The sequence below is a fragment of the Micromonospora sp. NPDC005237 genome (genome assembly GCF_040607775.1).
GTDB lineage: Bacteria > Actinomycetota > Actinomycetes > Mycobacteriales > Micromonosporaceae > Micromonospora.
This window is the reverse complement of the sequence record NZ_JBEXHJ010000002.1, coordinates 18,667-39,427: the sequence shown is the minus strand read 5'-3', so window position 1 is coordinate 39,427 and position 20,761 is coordinate 18,667. Positions and strand designations below refer to the sequence as shown.

The 20,761-nt window shown below is 71.9% G+C and carries 20 protein-coding genes and 1 tRNA gene; 14 read left to right on the top strand and 7 right to left on the bottom strand.

Translation table 11 applies throughout. The features are described 5' to 3' along the window. The first annotated feature begins 39 nt into the window (after nucleotides 1–39). Both ABZT87_RS05055 and ABZT87_RS05050 read left to right on the top strand, forming a co-directional pair. A complete protein-coding gene (locus tag ABZT87_RS05055; protein WP_354857306.1) occupies nucleotides 40–570 on the top strand; it encodes a peptidylprolyl isomerase in 531 nt (176 codons plus the stop codon). 100 nt (nucleotides 571–670) lie between these two features. Next, nucleotides 671–1,582 carry a rhomboid family intramembrane serine protease gene (locus ABZT87_RS05050; protein WP_355133769.1) on the top strand — a complete coding sequence of 304 codons (912 nt, stop codon included), beginning with the start codon at nucleotides 671–673 and terminating at the stop codon, nucleotides 1,580–1,582. 4 nt (nucleotides 1,583–1,586) lie between these two features. Here ABZT87_RS05050 and ABZT87_RS05045 read toward each other — a convergent pair whose 3' ends face one another. Next, a complete protein-coding gene (locus ABZT87_RS05045) occupies nucleotides 1,587–2,015 on the bottom strand; it encodes a PH domain-containing protein (protein WP_355133767.1) in 429 nt (142 codons plus the stop codon). Nucleotides 2,016–2,133: 118 nt separating this feature from the next. Here ABZT87_RS05045 and ABZT87_RS05040 point away from each other — a divergent pair, with 118 nt between their 5' ends. From ABZT87_RS05040 to ABZT87_RS05015, 6 genes are all read left to right on the top strand, one after another. Further along, entirely contained in the window at nucleotides 2,134–3,306 is a 1,173-nt protein-coding gene (locus tag ABZT87_RS05040; protein ID WP_354857300.1) for an acetyl-CoA C-acyltransferase, read from the top strand. A gap of 80 nt (nucleotides 3,307–3,386) precedes the next feature. Then, complete coding sequence (locus ABZT87_RS05035) at nucleotides 3,387–4,400, top strand: aminoglycoside phosphotransferase family protein (RefSeq protein WP_355133765.1); 1,014 nt, start codon at nucleotides 3,387–3,389, stop codon at nucleotides 4,398–4,400. 112 nt (nucleotides 4,401–4,512) lie between these two features. Then, nucleotides 4,513–5,025: a hypothetical protein gene (locus ABZT87_RS05030; protein WP_354857365.1), complete on the top strand. Its 513-nt coding sequence runs from the start codon at nucleotides 4,513–4,515 to the stop codon at nucleotides 5,023–5,025. A 93-nt stretch (nucleotides 5,026–5,118) separates the two neighbouring features. After that, nucleotides 5,119–5,811, top strand: a complete 693-nt coding sequence (locus tag ABZT87_RS05025) for a response regulator transcription factor (RefSeq protein ID WP_355133763.1) — start codon at nucleotides 5,119–5,121, stop codon at nucleotides 5,809–5,811. Further along, on the top strand, nucleotides 5,804–7,270 hold the full coding sequence (locus tag ABZT87_RS05020) for a histidine kinase dimerization/phospho-acceptor domain-containing protein (protein ID WP_355133761.1): 1,467 nt from the start codon (nucleotides 5,804–5,806) through the stop codon (nucleotides 7,268–7,270). The genes ABZT87_RS05025 and ABZT87_RS05020 overlap by 8 nt, the downstream gene beginning before the upstream one ends. A gap of 56 nt (nucleotides 7,271–7,326) precedes the next feature. After that, entirely contained in the window at nucleotides 7,327–7,926 is a 600-nt protein-coding gene (locus ABZT87_RS05015) for a hypothetical protein (RefSeq protein WP_354857291.1), read from the top strand. A gap of 42 nt (nucleotides 7,927–7,968) precedes the next feature. Here ABZT87_RS05015 and ABZT87_RS05010 read toward each other — a convergent pair whose 3' ends face one another. Continuing rightward, complete coding sequence (locus ABZT87_RS05010) at nucleotides 7,969–9,570, bottom strand: ricin-type beta-trefoil lectin domain protein (RefSeq protein WP_355133759.1); 1,602 nt, start codon at nucleotides 9,568–9,570, stop codon at nucleotides 7,969–7,971. Nucleotides 9,571–9,767: 197 nt separating this feature from the next. Then, nucleotides 9,768–11,954: a glycosyltransferase family 39 protein gene (locus ABZT87_RS05005; RefSeq protein ID WP_355133757.1), complete on the bottom strand. Its 2,187-nt coding sequence runs from the start codon at nucleotides 11,952–11,954 to the stop codon at nucleotides 9,768–9,770. Between the two features lie 124 nt (nucleotides 11,955–12,078). On the opposite strand from ABZT87_RS05005, the gene ABZT87_RS05000 reads away from it, so the two are divergent. Together ABZT87_RS05000 and soxR are read left to right on the top strand one after the other, a co-directional pair. Beyond that, complete coding sequence (locus tag ABZT87_RS05000; RefSeq protein ID WP_355063487.1) at nucleotides 12,079–12,783, top strand: glycosyltransferase family 2 protein; 705 nt, start codon at nucleotides 12,079–12,081, stop codon at nucleotides 12,781–12,783. A gap of 59 nt (nucleotides 12,784–12,842) precedes the next feature. Then, nucleotides 12,843–13,298 (top strand): redox-sensitive transcriptional activator SoxR, encoded by a 456-nt coding sequence (gene soxR / locus ABZT87_RS04995; RefSeq protein WP_355133755.1) that lies wholly within the window; start codon nucleotides 12,843–12,845, stop codon nucleotides 13,296–13,298. Here soxR and ABZT87_RS04990 read toward each other — a convergent pair. Beyond that, the gene (locus ABZT87_RS04990; RefSeq protein WP_355063489.1) at nucleotides 13,281–14,258 is read right to left on the bottom strand and encodes an NAD(P)H-quinone oxidoreductase; all 978 of its coding nucleotides are present in this window, start codon (nucleotides 14,256–14,258) and stop codon (nucleotides 13,281–13,283) included. The genes soxR and ABZT87_RS04990 overlap by 18 nt on opposite strands. A 198-nt stretch (nucleotides 14,259–14,456) precedes the next feature. On the opposite strand from ABZT87_RS04990, the gene ABZT87_RS04985 reads away from it, so the two are divergent. Further along, a tRNA-Ser gene (locus tag ABZT87_RS04985) sits at nucleotides 14,457–14,543 on the top strand. A 565-nt stretch (nucleotides 14,544–15,108) separates the two neighbouring features. Next, nucleotides 15,109–15,435 carry a hypothetical protein gene (locus tag ABZT87_RS04980; RefSeq protein ID WP_355133753.1) on the top strand — a complete coding sequence of 109 codons (327 nt, stop codon included), beginning with the start codon at nucleotides 15,109–15,111 and terminating at the stop codon, nucleotides 15,433–15,435. Nucleotides 15,436–15,725: 290 nt separating this feature from the next. Here ABZT87_RS04980 and ABZT87_RS04975 read toward each other — a convergent pair whose 3' ends face one another. Next, nucleotides 15,726–15,881, bottom strand: coding sequence for a hypothetical protein (locus tag ABZT87_RS04975; protein ID WP_355133751.1), 156 nt, complete (start codon nucleotides 15,879–15,881; stop codon nucleotides 15,726–15,728). 147 nt (nucleotides 15,882–16,028) lie between these two features. On the opposite strand from ABZT87_RS04975, the gene ABZT87_RS04970 reads away from it, so the two are divergent. Then, nucleotides 16,029–16,571: a YbhB/YbcL family Raf kinase inhibitor-like protein gene (locus ABZT87_RS04970; RefSeq protein ID WP_355133749.1), complete on the top strand. Its 543-nt coding sequence runs from the start codon at nucleotides 16,029–16,031 to the stop codon at nucleotides 16,569–16,571. A 353-nt stretch (nucleotides 16,572–16,924) separates the two neighbouring features. Here ABZT87_RS04970 and ABZT87_RS04965 read toward each other — a convergent pair whose 3' ends face one another. Beyond that, a complete protein-coding gene (locus ABZT87_RS04965; RefSeq protein WP_354857265.1) occupies nucleotides 16,925–17,635 on the bottom strand; it encodes a class I SAM-dependent methyltransferase in 711 nt (236 codons plus the stop codon). A gap of 211 nt (nucleotides 17,636–17,846) precedes the next feature. Here ABZT87_RS04965 and ABZT87_RS04960 point away from each other — a divergent pair, with 211 nt between their 5' ends. After that, complete coding sequence (locus ABZT87_RS04960; protein ID WP_355133747.1) at nucleotides 17,847–19,676, top strand: hypothetical protein; 1,830 nt, start codon at nucleotides 17,847–17,849, stop codon at nucleotides 19,674–19,676. A 31-nt stretch (nucleotides 19,677–19,707) separates the two neighbouring features. Here ABZT87_RS04960 and ABZT87_RS04955 read toward each other — a convergent pair whose 3' ends face one another. Beyond that, the gene (locus ABZT87_RS04955) at nucleotides 19,708–20,490 is read right to left on the bottom strand and encodes an IucA/IucC family C-terminal-domain containing protein (RefSeq protein ID WP_355134572.1); all 783 of its coding nucleotides are present in this window, start codon (nucleotides 20,488–20,490) and stop codon (nucleotides 19,708–19,710) included. Nucleotides 20,491–20,761 lie beyond the last annotated feature (271 nt).

Genomic DNA, 20,761 nt, shown 5'->3' with positions numbered 1-20,761 from the left:
AGGATCCGCATGGAACTGACCAACGAGTGAGGAGTACCCGTGGCCGAGGCTGTCTACGCCACCCTGCACACCAACGCTGGCCCGATCCGGCTGGAGCTCTTCGGAAACCACGCTCCGAAGACGGTCCGCAACTTCGTCGACCTGGCCGAGGGCAACCGGGAGTACACCGACCCGCGCACCGGTCAGCCGGGCAGCGGGCCGTACTACGACGGCACCATCTCGCACCGCGTGATCAGCGGTTTCATGGTCCAGATGGGCGACCCGACCGGCACCGGTCGGGGCGGGCCGGGCTACAAGTTCGCCGACGAGTTCCACCCGGAGCTGCGCTTCGACCGGCCGTACCTGCTGGCGATGGCGAACGCCGGACCGGGCACCAACGGTTCGCAGTTCTTCATCACCGTGTCCCCGACGCCGCACCTCAACAACCGGCACACCATCTTCGGCCAGGTCGCCGACGAGGAGTCGGTGAAGGTCGTCGACTCGATCGCGAACACCCCGACCGGCCCGAGCGACCGTCCGCTGCAGGACGTCGTCATCGAGCGGGTCGAGATCGAGCGGTCTGCCGCCTGACGAACCCGCGAGGTACCTTTGCTCGCATGATTGAGCGCTCCGGAGCACCGCGCCGGCCAGCGTCGGTGAGCCGCGCGGTGGCGGACGGAGGATCGGCCCGGTGAGCGAGTCCCCGCCGACCACCCCGGTGTGCTACCGGCACCCTGGTCGGGAGACCTACGTCCGGTGCACCCGCTGCGACCGGCCGATCTGTCCGGACTGCATGCGGGAGGCGTCCGTCGGGCACCAGTGCCCGGAGTGCGTCAACGAGGGACGTCGCACCGTCCGGCCGGCACGTACCGCCTTCGGTGGTGGTACGGCCGGCCGGCACGGCTACGTCACCAAGGGCATCATCGCCCTGAACGTGCTGGTCATGCTGCTGTCCATCGCCTCCGACCGGGGCGGGGACGCGGCCCTGGGCGGCTCCGGCTTCGGCGGGCTGATGGGCGGCGGCACCCCGCTGACCAACTGGGGTTCCGTGCTCGGGCTGGCGGTCTTCCCCGACGGCACGCTCGGCGGCATCGCCGAGGGCCAGTGGTATCGGCTGATCACCGCGATGTTCCTGCACTACGGCGTGATCCACCTGCTGCTCAACATGTGGGCGCTGTGGGTGCTCGGCCGGTCGCTGGAGGCCAACCTCGGGCCGCTGCGCTTCGGCGCGCTCTATCTGGTCGCGGGCCTCGGCGGCAACGTGGCCGCCTACCTGTTCAGCGCCCAGAACTCGGCGACTGCCGGCGCGTCCACGGCCGTCTTCGGCCTCTTCGCCGCGCTGATCATCATCGAGCGCAAGCTCGGTCGGGACATCTCGCAGGTGATCCCCATCCTGGTGATCAACCTGGTGTTCACGTTGACCGTGCCGGGCATCTCCATCCCCGGGCACCTCGGCGGCCTGGTGGTCGGCGGGGCGATGGCGGCGGTCCTCGCGTACGCGCCACGTGGTCGGCGCACGCTGGTGCAGGCCGTGGGCGGGGCGATCATCCTGCTGATCCTGCTCGGCCTGGTCCTGTTCCGCACCGCGCAACTGCTGAGCTGACGGCTCAGGGGTGCCGCCGGGCGGCGCGCAGCTCGGCGGCCACCTCCTCCGGGGTGGTCCCCAGGTCGTACCTGCCGAACAGGTGCAGCGACTCGCCCGCGTCGATCTCCAGGACCTCGCCGCTCACCCCCCACCGCTGCCGGCGGTCCACGGTGATCGCCTCGACCGTCGGCCAGGGCAGCAGCCGCCGGCCGGCGAAGCCGTGGATGACTGTGAGCCCCGCCGGATCGACCGCCAACCGGACCGGCGCCACCAGGTCCCGGACCGCCCAGGCGGCCAGCGCGACGGCGGCCACACCGGCCACGACCAGCCGGATCGGGTCGCCGTCGGCGAAGAGCAGGCCGAGGGCGACCAGCAGCACCGCGCCGGCCAGCTTCGCCACCGGCAGGTTCGTCGGCACCCGCCACTGCCGCGCCGGGGAGGTCTCGTCCACCCGCCCAGCATGCCAGCGGTCCGCGGCTATTGGGAGTCGCGGCAGCTCGCCCCGCGGGCGGACGAGGGGTCCACGCACGACGTAGGATCGGGGCAGCCCAAGTTACCGGGGAGTAAACATGAGTGACGCGGTCATCGTCGGCGCGGTGCGGACCCCGGTCGGGCGGCGCAAGGGCAGCCTCGCCGGCGTCCACCCGGTCGACCTGTCGGCGCACGTGCTGCGCGCTCTCGCCGAGCGCACCGGCCTGGACCCGGCGCAGGTCGACGACGTCTTCTGGGGCTGCGTGTCGCAGGTCGGCGAGCAGTCCTGGAACATCGCCCGCAACGCGGTGCTCGCCGCCGGCTGGCCCGAGACGGTGCCCGGCACCACGCTGGACCGGCAGTGCGGCTCCAGCCAGCAGGCCCTGCACTTCGCCGCCGCGACAGTCCTCTCCGGCCAGGCAGACCTGGTGGTCGCCGGCGGGGTGGAGTCGATGACCCGGGTGCCGATGGGCTCCAGTGTGGCGGGCGGCATGCCGTTCAGCGATCAGCTCCGCGCCCGCTACCGGGGCGTCGAGGGCTTCGCCGACGACGCACCGCTGCCGTTCAACCAGGGCGTCGGGGCCGAGCTGATCGCCCGCCGGTGGCGCCTCTCGCGTACGCAGCTCGACGAGTTCGCGCTCGCCAGCCATGAGAAGGCAGCCGCCGCGCAGGACGCCGGGGCGTTCGACCCGGAGCTGACCCCGGTGCCGCTCGCCGATGGTGGCAAGTTCACGGCCGACGAGGGCATCCGCCGGGACACCTCACTGGACAAGCTCGGCGAACTGCCCACCCCGTTCCGCGCCGACGGCGTGGTCACCGCCGGGTCCGCGTCCCAGATCTCCGACGGCGCCGCCGCGCTCGCGGTGACCACGTCCGAGTGGGCCAGCCGGCACGGTCTGCGCCCGCTGGCCCGCATCCACACCGCAGTGGTCGCGGCCGACGACCCGGTCACCATGCTCACCGCGCCCATCCCGGCCACCGCGAAGGCGCTGCGCCGCGCGGGGCTGGGCATCGAGGAGATCGGCGTGTACGAGGTGAACGAGGCGTTCGCCCCGGTGCCGCTGGCCTGGCTCGCGGAGACCGAGGCCGACCCGGAGCGGCTCAACCCGCGCGGTGGCGCGATCGCCCTCGGGCACCCGCTCGGCGGCTCCGGCGCCCGGATCATGACCACGATGCTTCAGCACATGCGGGACAACGGGCTCCGCTACGGCCTGCAGACCATGTGCGAGGGCGGCGGCATGGCCAACGCCACGATCGTCGAGCTGGTCTGACCTCGCCGCTCGCGGCCAGCCGAGGAGCACCTCGGGAAATGCTCTCGCCCCGCGTCGGGCACGCCGCCTAGGGTGCCATCGTGACGACGATTCCCGACGAGCGCGCCCCCGACTGGTCCAGCGTGCAGTGGCAGGAGCAGGCCCGATCCTGGGTGGACGAGCAGCTGAGTCGGGCTGGCCGGCGGGTCACCGGGCCGGTGGAGCCCCGCGTCCGGCCGTGGTCGCTGGTCTGGCGGGTGCCGACCGACGGCGGGCCGGTCTGGTTCAAGGCCAACAACCGGGGCACGACCCACGAGGCGGTCCTGATCGCGACGCTGGCCGGGCTGGCGCCCGAGCGGGTGCTGGCCCCGATCGGGGTGGACCGGGAGCGGGGCTGGGCGCTGCTTCCCGACGGCGGCGAGTCACTGCGTGACGTGCTGGGCCGAGACCCCGACCTGGCGCACTGGGAGCGGGCGCTGCCCGGGTACGCGGCACTCCAACTCGCCACCGCGCCACGCGCCGACGAACTGGTCGCCCTCGGCGTACCGGACCACCGCCCGGAGGTGCTGCCCGGACTGCTCGCCGAACTACTCGACGATCGCGAGTCCCTGCGCGTCGGCGCGGAGGGTGGGCTCGCCGTCCCGACGTACGAGCGGCTGCGGGCGGAGCTTCCGGCGTACGCGCAGCGGTGTCGCCGGCTCGCGGACATCGGCATCCCGGCCACCGTGCAGCACGACGACCTGCACGACGGAAACGTCTTCGCCGGTCCGGCCGGGTACCGCTACTTCGACTGGGGCGACGCCTCGGTGGCGCACCCGTTCGGCACGCTGCTGGTGACCCTGCGCTCCATCCGGTACGCCACCGCGTTGTCGGCGGACGACGCCAGCCTGGCCCGGCTGCGCGACGGTTACCTGGAGGCGTGGACCGATCGCTATGACCGCCGTACCCTCGTCGAGGCCGCTGACCTGGCCATGAACCTGGGCGCGGTGAGCCGGTCGCTCTCCTGGCGGCGGGCCCTGGACACCTCCGACCCGGCCCGCGCGGAGTACGCCGAGGCGGTGCCCGGATGGCTCGCCGAGCTGTTCGCCGCCATCCCACTTCAGCCCGAACACTGACCGACATCCGTCCGGGTCGGAAGTCGGACAGGCGGTGCGACGTGCCGCGTGGAACTTCCAAAATTCCGACGTGACCCACATCACCGGTGCCGGGGAGGTCGTTGGGCAGGTCATGGACGTCTTCTCCCGAACGTTCCTCCCGGCCGCCACCGAGGCCGGCCTGGCCGTACAGACCGTGAGTCGGCACATGCCGGTCTTCCGCCGCTGCGTCGGCTCGGGTGACGCCACCATCCTGGTCACCCGTTGCAGCCGCCCCGACCGCCCGGTCACCGGCGACTACCTGTTGCTGCTCACCCACCGCCGACTGGTGGTGACCCAGCAGACGAGGCTCCTGCACCGGCTGCGCCTGCACCTCAACACCGAGCTGCGCGAGCTGAGCAACGTGACCTGGAGCCCGGACCCCCGGCTGGGGTCGGTCGAGCTGGCCGCCACCGCGATCGACGGGATCCGCGAGCGGTTCCTCATCCGCACCAGCCACCCGAAGCAGGTGTGGCAGCTCGACGCGCTGCTCAACCACGCGTTCCGGACCCGTCTGCGGGCACCCCGCGAGCGGATCGTCGCCACCATCGGTGACACGCCGGCCGCCGTCCGACCCAGCGTGTTCCGCCCCGCCGTGGCGCGCTGACGCCCGGCGGGCCGGTCGCCCTTCACGTCTCCTTTACCGAACTCGAACACGTACCGATCGCGCCGAGCCGATCGGGTCGGCAATCATGGGCCGGTGACCCTCGAACCGCCGCACCGCGGGCTCGTCCTCGTGGTCGAGGACGAGCCGGCCATCGCCAACCTGGTCCGGCTCTACCTCACCCGCGACGGGTTCGGCGTGCACCTCGAACGCGACGGCGAGGCCGGCCTGAGCGCCGCCCGCCGGCTGCGCCCGGTCGCCTGCGTCCTGGACATCGCCCTGCCCGGTCTCCCCGGCACCGAGATCTGCCGCCGGTTGCGCGAGGCCGGTGACTGGACGCCTGTCATCTTCCTCACCGCCCGCGACGACGAGGTGGACCGGATCGTCGGCCTGGAGCTGGGCGCCGACGACTACGTCACGAAGCCGTTCAGCCCGCGCGAGTTGGTCGCCCGGGTACGCGCGGTGCTGCGCCGCGCCGCCGGTGGCCCCGAGGGCGCGGAACGACCGCGCATCGTCGGCCCGGTGACCCTCGACCCGGCCCGACGGACGGTCACCGCCGCCGGCGTACCGGTGCAGCTCACCTCCACCGAGTTCGACCTGCTGGCGCATCTCATGGCCCGGCCCGGCCGGGTCTTCACCCGGGAGGAGTTGCTGGCCGGCGTCTGGGGCTACGCCGCGCACGCCGGAACCCGCACGGTGGACGTGCACGTCGCCCAGGTGCGGGCGAAGCTCGGCCCGGCAAGCGTCATCCGTACCCACCGGGGCGTGGGGTACGCGGTCGATGCCTGAGCAGCCCGTGCGCTCCGAGTCGCCGACCATGGCGCTGCCGGTGGTCGGCGCCCGCCCGCCGGCCGCACCCCGGCGCAGGCGGCTCGGCCGGACGCTGACCGCCCGCGCGGTGCTGGTCACCTGCGCGGTGGCACTGGTGTCGGTGCTCGTCACGGCCATCGTCGCGGTGCCACTGGCGATCCGCGGCGCGGAGCGACGCGACCAGCAGGCGCTCGCCGCGCAGGCCCGACTCGCCGCCGAGGTGCTGCGCATCCGACTGGACCGGGGTCGCACCGCCGACGAGGAGCGGCTCATCCAGCAACTGCGCGACCAGGGCATCGACGCGTACCTGATCCGGCGCGGGACCGTCGACCGGTCGGGCCTGCCGGCCCGCGTGGTGCAGCGGATCGGGCAGGGCCGCAACGTATCGGCCCGCCGCCCGGTCAACGGCCACCGCGCCCTGGTGGAAGGCCGGGCGCTGCCCGGCGGCAACGGGGTGGTGCTGTCCCGCGCCACGTCGAACGGCCTGTGGGCGCAGGTGCTGCTCAGCCTCTGGTTGCCGCTGCTGGCCGGGTTGGCCGCCGGCGTGGTGGCCGGCCTCCTGCTGGCCCGCCGCCTGGCCCGACCGATCCGCGTCGCGGCCACCGCCGCCGCCCGACTGCGCGCCGGAGACCGTGCCGTCCGGGTGCCGGTCGAACCGCCGGACGAGGTCGCCGACCTGGCCGAGGCGCTGAACGGCCTGGCCGCGGCCCTGACCACCAGCGAGGGCCGGCAGCGGGAGTTCCTGCTCTCCGTCTCGCACGAGCTGCGGACCCCGCTGACCGCGATCCGGGGGTACGCCGAGGCGCTGGCCGACGGCGTCATCGACGCGGACGACGCCGCCGGCACCGGCCGGACCATGCTGGCCGAGGCCCAGCACCTGGACCGGCTGATCGGCGACCTGCTGGCGCTGGCCCGGCTGGAGGCCGCCGACTTTCCGCTGGAACCGGTGCCGGTCGACCTGACCCGGCTGGCCGCCGAGGCCGAGCCGACCTGGTTGGGTCGGTGCGCCGCCGTGGGTGTGTCGTTCCGCGTGGAGACGCCCGGTCAGCCGGTGTCCGCGTACACCGATCCGGGTCGGATCCGACAGGTGCTGGACGGATTGCTGGAGAACGCGCTGCGGGTCGTACCCCCGGGGGCGCCGGTGGTGCTCGCGGTCCGGCCGGTCGGTGCGGACCCGGCGGCCGGCGGTGTGCTGGAGGTCCGCGACGGCGGACCCGGCTTCACCGACGACGACCTGGCGGTGGCGTTCGAGCGGGGGGCGTTGCACGAGCGCTACCGGGGGGTGCGCAAGGTGGGCAGCGGGCTGGGGCTGGCCCTCGCCGCCGGGCTGGTCCGCCGGCTGGGCGGCGAGATCGTCGCGGGTCACGCGCCCGAGGGCGGCGCCGCCTTCACGGTCCGGCTGCCCGGTGATCCTTACCTGACCCGAACATCTGCCTGACGGTCCGCTCGTCCTCGCGGGGAAGGCTGAGGGCTCCACGGACGAGAGGGAGAGTCATGCCACGTTGGGGATTCGTCACCGGCACCACGGCGCTGCTCGCGGCGGTCGCGCTCGGCGTCAGCGGCTGCGGCGCGGCCGAGGTGGCCAGCCAGCCCGCGCGGGACGCCGCGGTCGAGGTCGCCGCCGCGATGGGTGTGGAGGGCCAGGCGCTGACCGCGATGGGCTTCGACGCCACCGACCTGGACGTGCAGACCGTCGCCGCCCCGGCCACCCCGACGCCGGGCGCCTCCCCGACGGCTCGGGACAAGGACCGGCAGAAGCGCGGCGAGGAGTGGCGCAAGCGCCACCAGGCCCGCGTGCAGCTGCGCAAGAACACCCTGCACGGCGAGGCGGTGGTGCAGACCAAGGACAACGGTACGCAGACGGTCGCCGTGCAGCGCGGCGAGGTGACCGCCATCGACGGCGACTCGATGACCGTCAAGTCCACCGACGGTTTCACGATGACCTGGACCTTCGGCGACGACCTGCGGGTCGTCGAGCGGCGCGCGACGGTGCAGCCGAGCGAGGTCAAGGTCGGCGCGAAGCTCGGCGTCGCCGGTGCGAAGGACGGCGACAAGGGAGTCGCCCGGCTCATCCTCATCCCGCGCGACAAGTGAGCGACGGGCCCCCGGGTGTACGCCCGGGGGCCCGTCACTGTCTCAGTAGACGCGGGAGCCGATGAAGTCGTCGTGACCGTAGCCGACCGGGTTGGCGAAGCTGCGCGACTCGTACGACCACTGCTGGCGGGTGCTGCTGGAGCAGGTGGCCAACCGCAACCGGGGGGTGCCCAGCCACGGGTTGTCGAACGCCACGCAGAGGTTGCTGGCGCTCGCCGGCTTGAGCTGGTTGCCGGCGAACACGAACTGCTGGGCGGCGGTGCCGTTGCAGTCGTAGACGTTGACCGCGGTGCCGGCGGTCATCGAGCTGTTGGAGACGTCCAGGCACCGGTCGTGGGACAGCTCCGAGTGCAGCGAGCGCCGGGCGGAGTCGTACCAGAAGCCCTGGTTACGACCGCCGTGACAGGTGTACGGCTGCTGGGGGGTGCCGTTGCGGGAGTCGTACCCCTTGCCGTCGACGCAGGTGCCGGTGGCGAGGTTGCGCAGTTGCTTGAACTCCAGCAGGCCCGGGTAGAGCACACCACTGCCGGTGCTGGCCGGGTCGACGCAGCTGGCCCGCTGCTGCCCGGAGTTCCAGAACTGCGTGATGCACTGGGCGAACATGCCGTGCCCGCGGGCGTTGGGGTGGAACGACTGCCGGGCGGCGTTCTCGTCCCAGATTCCCACCTCGATGTAGAGCCCGCGAACCGAGGTGTTGTCGGTGCACGCCTCGTGGCCGTGGAAGAGCCGGCTCGCGTCGAGGTAGCGGGTGCCGGTGTTCGCCGCGGCGGTTCGCAGCGCCGACTCGAACAGCGGCACCGCCTTGTTCCGGGCGAACGCGGCGTCGGCGAGGTAGAGCAGGCAACCGCCGGAGTACCAGCCGGGGAAGTTCGGGTTGTCCTCGACGTCGGGGCTGCCCGGGCTCGGGTAGGACATCAGCACCAGCTCGTAGTCCGAGCGCAGGTAGCCGGCGTTGGTCATGGTCTGCCGGATGTCGTTGAGCGCGTCGGTCACGGCCTGGCGGCTGCCGTCGGTGCGGATCGTCCACTGGTCGGTGTAGGTGGGGTAGCAGGCGCCCTGGAAGAAGACCCGGCGTATGGCGCAGTCGGTGGCGACCGGCCCGAACTGGATGGTGCCGTCGCCGTTCGCGCCGACCACCACCCAGATCAGCTTGACGTGCGTGTTGCGCGCCTTGATCCCGAGGTAGTCGCCCTGGTTCAGCTCGTTGTGCTGCGTCGGGCCACCGGCGATGAGGTTCCACGGCGTGGCGCCGGAGCAGGCGAGGTTGTACTGGGCGTCCGACGGGATGCCGGTGCGGAACACCGCCTGGTCGTATGAGCGGTCGCACCAGTTGCCGGCCTGATGGGTGCCGGGGACATAGTTGCCGACGCCCTCGCCGGAGATCTCGCTGTCGCCCATGGTGATCAGTGCGGTGCGGCGTTGCTCGATCGGGCGGATCGCGGGGCTGCCGTAGAGGGCGGTCGCCTCGGCGGCCCGGATGGCCTCCAGGTTGGCCGGGAGTGGTGCAACGGCGGGTCGGTCGGCGGCGGTGGCGGGGGCGGCCGGTCCGGCGAGCATCGGCAGGACGAGAGCGGCGACGGCGACGGCGACGGTGGTGGCCCGTCGTCGGGTCGCGCGTTTTGGCCTGGCGGGGGTGGCAGGCATCGACACACTCCTTTCGGCTCAATCGTGGGAGGTCGATTGAGTTACCAGACGGTAACGTGCGGATCAACAGATGTGAATGCGCCTCGGATCCTTGCGCGCGGGATGCAGAACCGCCCGGATCGGACGATCCGGGCGCTGAGCCGGGGCTCGGCTCGGCTCGGCCCGGCTCGGCCCGGCCCGGCCCGAGCATCCGGCGGTCAGCGGGCGGGCGGCAGGGCGTAGCCCACGTAGCCGCGGAACTCCAACCGCCAGCCGGCCGGAACCAGCTTGGCGCAGGCGGGCTGACTGCCGGTGCAGACGATCGCGTCCACCGAGGCCGGGTCGGCCGGCGGCCGTTCCGGCAGAACCGACTGCAACGACACCAGCTCCGGCGAGCCGCCGTCCGGCTGGCGCAGCAGCAGCCACCACGGGTACTCCCAGTTGTCGTTCTGCTCCACCAGCCCGATCCGCCGCGCGCCGCTGTCGCGGACCGCCGCCGCTGCCCAGCGGAACTCGTCGGCCCACTGCGGCCGGCGCAGGAACCGGGTGTCCCAGTCCGAGGTGGTGAAGACCGAGCCGGAGCCGACGAGCCGGCGCGGGAAGCCGTACGACAGCGCCAGCACCCCGGCCAGCGCCGAGGTGGCCAACACGGCGACGGTCGCCACGGTGGCCACCGACCGCCGCCCTGCCGTCACCCCGGGCTCCGGGCTCGCGTGGCGGCGCAGGAGCGCGTCCAGCCACAAACCGGCGAGCGGCACGGCGAGGACCAGGGCGTAGAGCAGCAGCCGGTTACCCCACGGCTGCCACTTGAGCATCGCGGTGTGCAGCAGCACGGTGGTCAGCACCACCACGGCGTACGAGCGCAGCGGCCCCACCTGCCCGGGATCGAGCCGGCGTGGGCGGACGAGCGCGGCCAGCGCGCCGAGCAACGCGAGTGCCCCGGCGATCGGGAACGCCACCCGGTCCTCGTCCGGATACCAGGCGGGCACCGGGAAGACCTCCCGACCGAAGGTGATCGCCCGGTCCTGAGGGTCGACACCGATCACGTCCGCGCCCTCGATGATCGCGTCCGCGCTGGCGCTGCGCAGCGGCGCCAGCGGCGTGTCGAACGCCGTGTGCCCGATCCGCAGCGCGTTGACCAGGATCGACGCCGGATCGTGCCGTTCCATCGGGATCGACTCCCGCAGCCGCGGGGGGCCCAGCGGATGCCCGAACTCGGCGGTCACCCGGGTCAGGAACGGGCCGACCACCAGCGCCGCCACCACCAGGATCAGCGCCGAGCCACCGACGACGCGGGCCACCGGAGCGACCGGCCGAACCCGACGGGCGGCCGGTGCCCGGTCGGCCAGGGCCAGCCGGAGCTGGGCCAGTCCCCACAGCACCAGCAGCGGACCCACCGCGATCAGGCCACTGGTCTTGGTCACCGCCGTCAACCCGGTGGCCGCGCCCAGGCCCAGCAGCGTCCCCCAACCGGTCCGCCGACGCAGCCCGTCCAGGACGAGGGTCGCCGCGCACGCCACCCACGCCGCGCAGACCAGGTCGGTCTGCGTACTGGTCGCCTGGAGCACCACCATCGGGGTGCTGGCCAGCACGAATGCGGTGATCAACTGAGCCCGCCGGCCGCCGCCGAGCTGCGCGGTGATCCGTGCGGCCACCAGCAGGCAGAGCACCCCGGCGGCCCACTGCACCAGGTTGTGCAGCGCGTCTCCGCCGGTGAGCAGGCGCAGGTGCAGGAGCAGGTACTCCGCGCCGGGTGGGATGGTCACCTGCCGGTGGATGGCGGTGGGCCAGAAGTCCAGGTCACCCTGGGCCACCCAGTGCTCGACCTTGGGCAGGTGGTAGGTCTGCGAGTCGAAGTTGTTCGGCTCGGCCAGCAGCGCGACCAGCAACTCCAGCAGCACCAGTCCCCCGATGCCGCCGGCGAGCAGCCGCTCGCCCCGACTCGCCGTACGCCAGATCTCGGCTGCCCTGCGCAGGCCGGCGCGTACCTCACCGGTCGGGACCGGCGTGGCGTCGCGCCCGCCGGCCGGGCCGCGGTCGGCGAGCGGGACGGACGTCTCCGGGCCGCCGCCGGCGGTCACCGCCGCGCCGACCGGCACCCGCCGGGACGTCGCGGCGGGCACCTCGGCGGCCGGCGTCTCCCGGCGCCAGCGCAGGCCCACCGCCGTCGCGGTGGCGAGCAGGAAGAGCAGCCAGGCGGCGACGAACGCCGGCCGGGTCAGCGCGTGCAGCGCGCCGAGCACCTCGACGACGAGCACCGCGTACGCCCCGGCGACCAGGGCCGCGCGCACCGCGGCGAGCCGTGACGGCGACACCGGGTCGACCCCGCGGGGCTTCGTCGCGACCGTGAGCAGGAGCACCGAGGCGGCGGGGAGCACCGCGAGCAGGGAGCCGGCAGCCGACATGGCGGGAAGTAAACACCATCGCGCTGAGCCCGCCACGCCGACTGTCCGACGGTGGCGGCCACCGTCGGGCTGACCAGCCAGGCTAGGCTAGGCCCGACGTGTTGTCGCCACCGTGGAGATTCCCGTGAAGCTCTCGATCCTCATGCCGGTCTACAACGAGGAAGAACGCATCGCGGATGCCCTCAAGCAGGCGTTGGCGGTTGACTACCCCTGCGAGATCGAGCTGGTCGTCGTCGACGACGGCAGCCGGGACGGCACCGGCGAGGTCCTCGGCCGCGCCGACGACGCCCGCCTACGGGTGATCACCCACCAGCGCAACGCGGGCAAGGGCGCGGCCATCAAGACGGCGGTCGACAGCGCCGAGGGCGAATACATGGTCATCCTCGACGCCGACCTGGAGTACGACCCGCAGGACATCCCCAAGCTGCTCGCCCCGGTGCTCGACGGGCGGGCCACGGTGGTCTACGGCAATCGCACCTTCGGCAGCCACAGCGCCTACAGCTTCTGGTACGTGATGGGCAACAAGGGCGTCACGATGGCGGCCAACGTGCTCTTCAACTCGTACATCGGCGACCTGGAGACCTGCTTCAAGCTGATGCCGGTGGAGCTCTACCGGTCGCTGGAGGTGCGCTCGCGCGGCTTCGGCATGGAGGCCGAGGTGACCGGCAAGCTGCTGCGCCGCCGGATCCGCCCGTACGAGGTGCCGATCAGCTACCGGGCGCGGGGCCGCGAAGAGGGCAAGAAGATCACCTGGAAGGACGGCGTCGAGGCGATCTGGATCCTCGGTCGCGAGCGCGCACGCCGCCGTCCCGCCGCCGCGACCCGCTGAGCGCTCATCCGTTCGGGCTAGCCTTGAGTTGAAGTCCACTTCAACTCAAGGACCCGGTGATGCAGGACTCGTTGACGATCGGCGAGCTGTCCGTCCGCTCCGGCGTCGCGCCGTCGGCGCTGCGCTACTACGAGCGGCTCGGTCTGATCCGCGCCAATCGCACCGGCGGAAACCAGCGGCGCTACGCCCGCACCGAACTGCGACGGGTCGCCTTCATCCGGATCTCCCAGCAGGTCGGCGTCTCGCTGGACGAGATCCGCGCGGCGCTGGAGTCGCTGCCGAACAGCCGCACCCCCAGCCCGCAGGACTGGGAGCGGCTCTCCGCGAGCTGGCGCGGCCGGCTGGACGAGAAGATCCGGCTGCTCACCAAACTCCGCGACGACCTGGACGGCTGCATCGGCTGCGGCTGCCTGTCCCTGCAACGCTGCACGCTCTACAACCCGGGGGACGCGCTGGCCGGCGAGGGCCCCGGCGCACGGCTCATGTTGCCCCGCGCCTCATCCGATGGTGAGTAGCACCTTCCCGACGTGGTCGTTCGACTCGACCAGCCGGTGCGCCTCGGCAGCCTCGGCCATCGGCAGCCGCCGGTCCACCACCGGGCGGACCGCGCCGGCCTCGACCAACGGCCACACCTCATCGCGTACGCCCCGGACGATCTCCGCCTTCTCGGCCAGCGGTCGGGAGCGCAGCGTGGTCGCCGCGACGCTGGCCCGCTTGGTCAGCAGCGCACCGAGATCCAGCTCGGCCTTGCGACCACCCTGCATCCCGATCACCACGAGCCGGCCGCCGGTCGCCAGCGCGGCCACGTTCCGGCCCAGGTAGGACGCGCCCATGATGTCGAGGATGACGTCCGCGCCGTGGCCGTCGGTGGCCTTGCGGACCTCCTCGACAAAATCCTGCTCCCGGTAGTCGATCGTGTCCGCCGCGCCCAGTTCGCGCAGGCGGGGGTGCTTGGCCGCGCGGGCGGTCGCCAGGACCGTGGCGCCGAGGGCCGCCCCGAACTGGATCGCGAACGTGCCGATCCCGCTGCCCCCGCCGTGCACCAGCAGCGTGTCACCCGAGCCGAGCCGGCCCACCCGCACCAGGTTCGACCAGACCGTGCAGGCCACCTCCGGCAGCGCCGCGGCGTCGACCAGGTCGACGCCGGCCGGCACCGGCAGCAGCTGCCCGGCGGGCACGGCGACGCGCTCGGCGTACCCGCCGCCGGCCAGCAGCGCACAGACCTCCTGGCCGACGGCCCAACCGGTCACTTCCGGCCCGATCGCGTCGATAACCCCGGAGCACTCCAACCCGAGGTACGGGGGCGCACCCGGCGGCGGCGGATACTGCCCCTGCCGTTGCAGCAGGTCAGCGCGGTTCACCGCGCTGGCCCGCACCGCGACGATCACCTCGCCTGGACCGGGCTCCGGGTCGGGGACCTCGGCCCAGACCAGCGCGTCGGGTCCACCGGGCTGCGGAACGGTGATGGCTCGCATGACCTCAGTCTTACCCGATGCCTCCGTGGGACGCAGGGCACACCCCGGTGCCGTGGGCGTTGCCGCGGGCATGACACCGCGTCGGCCACTGTGGACGCGGCCGCCGCTCTGGCCGGTGCATTCGGGGAGGGACGCCGAGCCGACCCGTGGGTGTCGTGGCAGACTATTCACGGCCGCACACCCGCGGGTGGCGGTCCGGGAGGGTTCGCCTAGTGGCCGATGGCGCTGGTCTTGAAAACCGGTAAGGCAGCGATGTCTTCGTGGGTTCGAATCCCACACCCTCCGCAGCGTGCCCCGCAAGGAGCACTCTGATCAGGGCGAGCGTTGGTCGAGGGCGGGTCGGCGATGGCGGATCCGCCATCGCGTCGTCGAAGGACCGGTCCGCGTAGAAAGTTTCGGCGGCGGCAGCCCTCACGGCGCTGCGCCAGCGGAGAGCTGCGCCCTTGGCCTCTCGAGTTCGGTCGGGCGGCAACGACCTGCGCATTCGAATCCCAGCCTTGCGCGTAACCGTCTGTCGCGCTCTCCAATTCCGCGCCACCTGGTCACAGATGTGAATGCCTCAGGGTGGCTCATCAATCCAGCGACACCACTCGACAGATTCGTTGGGATGCTGAATACTGCTCGGGTAGTAGGGGCGGTTACATGCCATCACGGGAGGACTACTATGCAGCGATTTTCGCGTGCGCTGATCGTGGCCGCGGCCTTTGTGGTCGTGGCCACCGGCGTCCCCACCACAGCTTCCGCAGCAGCCAGACCGGCAGCCGTTGGCGCCGAGTCGGCTGGCGCGGTCGCTTCCTCGAACTCCGATACGGGCGGTGTTCTCGTAACCACGCCGCCGGCGCCCAGTGACATGGGAATCGCCGCGACGCCCACGATCTCGCCGTCCGTCCGCACGTCGACTGTGCTGCCGGGTGGCACCTACACCTGCTCCTACGGCTACTTCTGTGCGCAGGTCTGGGCCGGTGCCGCGTGGAAGATTTTCTACCTCTACGACTGCAAGATCTACGACGTCTACAACTGGACGGGTACGGGCTACTGGCGTAACAACCAGTCCAGCGGTGCCCCTAGCCCGTACCTCCTCGGCTCCGAGGGCATCCCGATCCGGGTCCTCGCGAAGAGCCCGTCCACTGGTTCTGCCGACTGGGACCCTGTCTACTCCGTCTCGCCTTGCTACTGATCTGAACAAGGCAGGGGCGCGAATTCGGCCGAAGGCGGCATCGTCAATTCGCGCCCCTGTCCATAATGGCGTATCCGTTAATTATCCCCTCCGGTAAGAGCGGATAGGTGGCGGTTCTTTTGTGGGTTTGAATCCCACACCCTTATTCTTGTGGACAGCGGCGGCGGTATCCGCGGAGTTGACCGCGGCACGGGCGGCCCGAGCCGCCCAGGCGGATCGAGCGGTCAGCGCGGTGAGCAGGCCGAGAGCGTTGCCTCTCCGAGCCACCGGCAAGCCCGGTAACCCCGGCGTCACTCCGGCGGCTTGGTGGCCCGTCGGTTGTCCCGGATGGTCTCCGCGGCCAAGCGTTCGACGGCGCGTCGGCGCTCCTCAGCGACCTTCCGCTCGTCGGGTCGCCGGAACGCGGTGATCGCAGCGACCAGGAAGTCGCGCCAGATGCGTGCCAAGAAGTCCCCCCGCGCCACGGTGCCGGTCGATAACGATAGCGGCGGGCAGTTCGTCCCCCGGCACCCCGGTACTTCCCGAGTCCGGCCGACCCGGAGGGGGTAAGAAGGGCGGAGGAATCTTGCGAACACCCGGAAGGACGCGTCCCGATGACCCTCGAACGACCGATTGCCCCGGACCCGTACGAGCTGCTGCCGACCGTGCCCTCGTTCACCCTGACGAGTGACGACGTGCAGAACGGCGAGCCGATGGACGCCCGACACGGGCACGGCAGCACCGGTGGTGAGAACGTCTCGCCGCACCTGACCTGGTCGGACTTCCCCGCCGAGACCAAGAGCTTCGCCGTGACCTGCTACGACCCCGACGCACCGACCGGCAGTGGCTTTTGGCACTGGGTGCTCGTGAACGTGCCGGCCGACGTCACGCAGTTGCCCACCGGCGCGGGGAGCGCGGCGGGCACCGACCTCGGTGGGGCCTTCTCGGTCCGCAACGACTACGGCGAGCAGGGCTTCGGCGGGGCGGCGCCGCCGACCGGTGACCGCCCGCACCGGTACGTCTTCGCGGTGCACGCCCTGGACGTCGACCGCCTGGACCTCACCCCGGACGCGAGCCCGGCCTACGTCGGCTTCAACCTGACCTTCCACACCATCGCGCGGGCGGTGATCCGGCCGACCTATCAGATCAAGGAGTGACCCCGACCCGGGCGGCCAGCGAGGCAGCCGGGCGGTTGATCCACTGCACGTCGCCGACGTGGGGGTGTCCGGGCGTCTGGATGCCCCCACGTCGGCGATATGGAGTGGATCAGTGTCGGACGAGGCAGGCAGGCACCCACGTATCGCCCGCATCGCTGCCTTTGCTCTGCTTCAACCCACGCAACAGTGTGCGTCCGATCCGGGCACCCCGGGTGTTGCGTAGGTTGAAGCAGAGCAAAGGGCGACCCGAACGCCCTGCCACCGCAGGGTGCCCAGGGGCGCCCAATGATCAAGCTCTTACCTCGCCGGCCGCCGCCCTGTGGCAACGGCGTTGAGGCGGGGTGGGGGTGAGGTCAGGCCGGGACGCGGGCCACGGCGAAGACGGACTGGCCGAACGGGGGTCGGACGACCTGTTCGGCGGCCTTCGTGGCGGGGAGGACGAGGGTGTCGTACACCTTGACCATCGGCCCCTCCTTCGGCATCAGCCGGAAGACCTTCGTGGCCATGAAGTAGCCGATCAACCCGAGCGCGTTGGCGTAGTGGATCTTCTCCACCGTCAGGCCGGCCTCGGTCATCGCCGCACCGAGCGTCTTCTTGGTGTACCGGCGGACGTGGCCGGTGGCGATGTCCGCCGGGCTCATGGCGAACTGGAACGCCGGCACGATGATGATCACCGCGCCGCCGGGGCGGACGAGGTCGCGCATGCTGCGCAGCGCGCCCACGTGGTCCTCGATGTGCTCCAGGACGTTGTACGAGACCGCGGCGCTGTAGTCCCCCCGGTCGTTGTGCGGGAGCAGCATCTGCCGGACGTCGATGCCGGGCTGGGCGGCGAGGCGCTCCTTGAGCTGCACCAGCCGGTCGGGGTCGGCCTCCGTGGCGGTGAACCGGGGCAGCCGCTGCGACCATTCCAGCGCGTAGTCACCGAGGCCGCTGCCGATCTCGATCGGGTCGTCACCGAGGTACGGCACCGCCAGCTCGACGAACCAGCGGCGGTGGTTGACGGCCGTTGCCAGGCCCTCCAGCACCTCGGACTGGACGCGCTGATCCCCAGTGATTTCTGCCATGCGTCGATTCCTCACGATATGAACTCGACCCGTGCCTGGACCGACAGAGTGAATCATCCGCTTGGATGGCAGAAGAATCGGGGGAGCGGTTGGCCGAATTGCGGTCGGGGGGTGGGCACGTGATCGGCGGTCGGCGAACCCGGCACATAGTACGGCAGTACCCCGAAACATGTCACGGCACCGCCATACGCTGACTACCCTATGAATTGTCATGACTACTCCCGAACCGGACGCGCCCGGCGACGGCCCGGCCACCGCGTCGCCGGTGGAGGAGGCCGGCGGCGGCGATCGGTTGCGCCGTAACGGGAAGTGGGCCGATCTGGCCGCCGTGCTGAGCTTCGTGGTGCTCGGCTTCTGGGTCACCGGGCGTCTCTGGTGGGACCCGGGCAGCGGAGTGCGAGACAACCGCTCCGACCAGTCACAGTTCGAATGGATGATGGCGCACGGTGCGCGAGTGGTCACGCATTTTGCGTACCCGTTCCATTCGGATCAGATGAACGTGCCGGACGGCGTCAACCTCATGGCAAATACGTCCGTATTATCCATTTCATTGCCAATGACGCCGGTCACCCTGCTGTTCGGGCCACGTGCGGCATTCCTGCTCTTTCTCACCCTTGGAATGATCGCCACCGCCACCGCCTGGTACTTCCTGCTCTCCCGCGTCCTGGTCGGAGCACGGGGGCCGGCCTGGCTGGGCGCGGGCTTCTGCGCGTTCGCGCCGGCCATGGTGTCGCACGGCAACGGGCACCCGAACATCGTGTCGCAGTTCGTCGTCCCATTGATCATCTGGCGTACGTTGCGGCTCGCCGAATCCGGCCGCTGGCTGCGCGACGGGGTGCTGCTCGCTCTGGTGATCGTCTGGCAGGCGTTTCTCAACCTGGAGATCCTGCTGATGACCGCGATCGGGCTCGGCGTGATCGTCGGCGCGCTGGCCCTCGGCCGCCCCGCCCTGCGGTCACGCGCCCGGTCCTTCCTCGCGGGCCTGGCCGTCGCCGCCGTGGTCGCGGGCCTGCTGCTGGCGTACCCGCTGTACGTGCAGTTCTTCGGACCCGGCGCCTACTCCGGGCTGTCCAGCCTGATCCGCGGCTACTCCAGTGACCTGGCCTCGTTCGTCGCGTACTCCCGGGAATCGCTGGCCGGCAGCCCGCGCACCGCCGCCGGGCTGGCCAAGAACCCGACCGAGGAGAACAGCTTCTTCGGCTGGTCGCTGCTCGTGCTGGTGGTCGCCCTGGTCTGGTGGCTGCGGCGGTCGGTGGTGGTGCTCGCGCTGGCCGGGCTCGGGCTGCTCTTCGCGGTGCTCTCGCTCGGGCGGGAGATCCGCTTCGCCGGTCACGGCACCGGCGTGCCGGGGCCCTGGGCCGCGCTGGAGAATCTGCCGATCCTGCACTCGGTGGTGCCGACCCGGTGGGCGCTGGCGATCACCCCGATCGTCGGGGTGCTGCTCGCCTACGGCGCCGAGCGCGCCCGCGAGCTGGCCCGTACGCATCCGGCCGCTCGGCCGCAGATCCGCTTCGCCACCGCGACCGTGCTGACGATGGCCCTGCTGCCGATCCTGCCCACCCCGCTGCCCGTGGTGAAGCTGGACCCGGTCCCCACCTTCGTGACCAGCGGGGCGTGGCGGCCCTACGTGGCTGGTGGGCGCAGCGTGGTGACGTTGCCGCTGCCGGACACGAACTACGCGGAGCCGCTGCGCTGGTCCGCCGCGACCCGGCTGGACATGCCGCTGGCCCGGGGCTACTTCCTCGGACCGGACACCCGCCCGAGCGCGGAGCCGCCGAAGGTCGCGCTGTTCACCGCGCCGCCCCGGCCGACCAGCAGTTTCTTCGCCACCATCCGACGGACCGGCGCGGTGCCGCCGATCACCCCGCAGGATCGGGTCAAGGCGGTCGACGACCTGCGCTACTGGCGGGCCGGCGTGGTGATCCTCGGGCCGCACGAGCACGAGATGGAACTGCGTCGCGGAATGACCGAGCTGACCGGGATCCAACCGGTCTTCACCGGCGGCGTCTGGGTGTGGGACGTCCGGCCGCTGACCGACTGAGCGGGCCGGCCCGGGAGTTGGACTCGCGGGATCAGCCCTGCCGGACGCAGCAGCCCTGGCAGACCTTCGGGCTGGGCAGCGTGAAGGCCAGGCAGCAGGTGCGTCGCTGCACGCTCGGCTCACCGGTCGGGCCGGGCACCAGCTCGACCAGGTCAGCCAGGTCGAGCGCGCCGAGCAGGGTGTCGATGCTCTGCACCGTCGAGCCCGGCAGCGCGTCCGCGGCCCGGAGGATGCCGTGCGCGATGCCGGAGGCGACCGAGCCGAGCAGCGTCCGGGTGCCCACCCGCACCTCCGCCTGGATCGCGGCGATCAGCGGCGCCAGGTGGGCGTCGAGCAGGGAGGCACGCAGCTCGGCCAGCAACTCGGCCTCGCCGGCGACGACGCGTACCTCCGGCAGGCCGGAGAGCGCCAGCGGGTCGCTCGGCAGCACGGCCACGGTGGTGCCGTGGCGCAGGCCCAGCGTGAGCAGGGGCCGGTGGTCCTCGAAGTGGATCAGCACGTCGGACGGGTCGAGCAGCGGCACCCGGCGGGCCGAGGCCCAGCCGAGCACGACCGGCAGCGCCGTCCAGTAGCTGTACGACTTCCAGGCCAGCGCGGCGCAGGCGTGCGGGGTGCCACCCCAGCGGACGCTGGCCGAGTGCAGCAGCTCCGGCAGGCGGGTGCCGTCGATCAGGGTGGTGGCGGGCGTCCAACCGAACTCGTCGTCGACCAGCAGGCCCCGGGCGAGACCGGGAAGGTCGTCGGTGCCGAACATGGCCCGCAGCGCCGCGGTGACGGGGGCGAGCGGCGTGGCGGTCACGTCCCGCCTCGGCATCACCGCTGTCACCGTGTCATCCCCCGTCCGCGTGACCGGGAGCGTGCCCCGGCGGACGAGCAGCGTCGTCCTGAGCTAAGGCTAGCCTAACCACGCCTGCCGGTCTAAGGGAAGCCTTGCCTCGGTCGGATCGGGAGGTCCGGGTCACTTCGGCTCCCGGCGAGAGCAGCGCTCCGCGCCCCGGCGTACTACCCGCGCCCGGCCTCCGAAAACGCCGCCGCAGGATCGATCACCGTCGGTGGATTGTCAAGCGTTGTGTCGACAAGGTGGC

What these genes read in the sequence shown, in the direction of transcription:
- ABZT87_RS04955 (WP_355134572.1), bottom strand. Translation starts at nt 20,490, where the DNA reads ATGCCGAGGCGGGACGTGACCGCCACGCCGCTCGCCCCCGTCACCGCG.
- ABZT87_RS04960 (WP_355133747.1), top strand. Translation starts at nt 17,847, where the DNA reads ATGACTACTCCCGAACCGGACGCGCCCGGCGACGGCCCGGCCACCGCG.
- ABZT87_RS04970 (WP_355133749.1), top strand. Translation starts at nt 16,029, where the DNA reads ATGACCCTCGAACGACCGATTGCCCCGGACCCGTACGAGCTGCTGCCG.
- ABZT87_RS05010 (WP_355133759.1), bottom strand. Translation starts at nt 9,570, where the DNA reads ATGCCTGCCACCCCCGCCAGGCCAAAACGCGCGACCCGACGACGGGCC.
- ABZT87_RS05030 (WP_354857365.1), top strand. Translation starts at nt 4,513, where the DNA reads ATGGACGTCTTCTCCCGAACGTTCCTCCCGGCCGCCACCGAGGCCGGC.
- ABZT87_RS05015 (WP_354857291.1), top strand. Translation starts at nt 7,327, where the DNA reads ATGCCACGTTGGGGATTCGTCACCGGCACCACGGCGCTGCTCGCGGCG.
- ABZT87_RS04965 (WP_354857265.1), bottom strand. Translation starts at nt 17,635, where the DNA reads ATGGCAGAAATCACTGGGGATCAGCGCGTCCAGTCCGAGGTGCTGGAG.
- ABZT87_RS05020 (WP_355133761.1), top strand. Translation starts at nt 5,804, where the DNA reads ATGCCTGAGCAGCCCGTGCGCTCCGAGTCGCCGACCATGGCGCTGCCG.
- ABZT87_RS04980 (WP_355133753.1), top strand. Translation starts at nt 15,109, where the DNA reads ATGGGAATCGCCGCGACGCCCACGATCTCGCCGTCCGTCCGCACGTCG.
- ABZT87_RS05040 (WP_354857300.1), top strand. Translation starts at nt 2,134, where the DNA reads ATGAGTGACGCGGTCATCGTCGGCGCGGTGCGGACCCCGGTCGGGCGG.
- ABZT87_RS05005 (WP_355133757.1), bottom strand. Translation starts at nt 11,954, where the DNA reads ATGTCGGCTGCCGGCTCCCTGCTCGCGGTGCTCCCCGCCGCCTCGGTG.
- soxR (WP_355133755.1), top strand. Translation starts at nt 12,843, where the DNA reads ATGCAGGACTCGTTGACGATCGGCGAGCTGTCCGTCCGCTCCGGCGTC.
- ABZT87_RS04990 (WP_355063489.1), bottom strand. Translation starts at nt 14,258, where the DNA reads ATGCGAGCCATCACCGTTCCGCAGCCCGGTGGACCCGACGCGCTGGTC.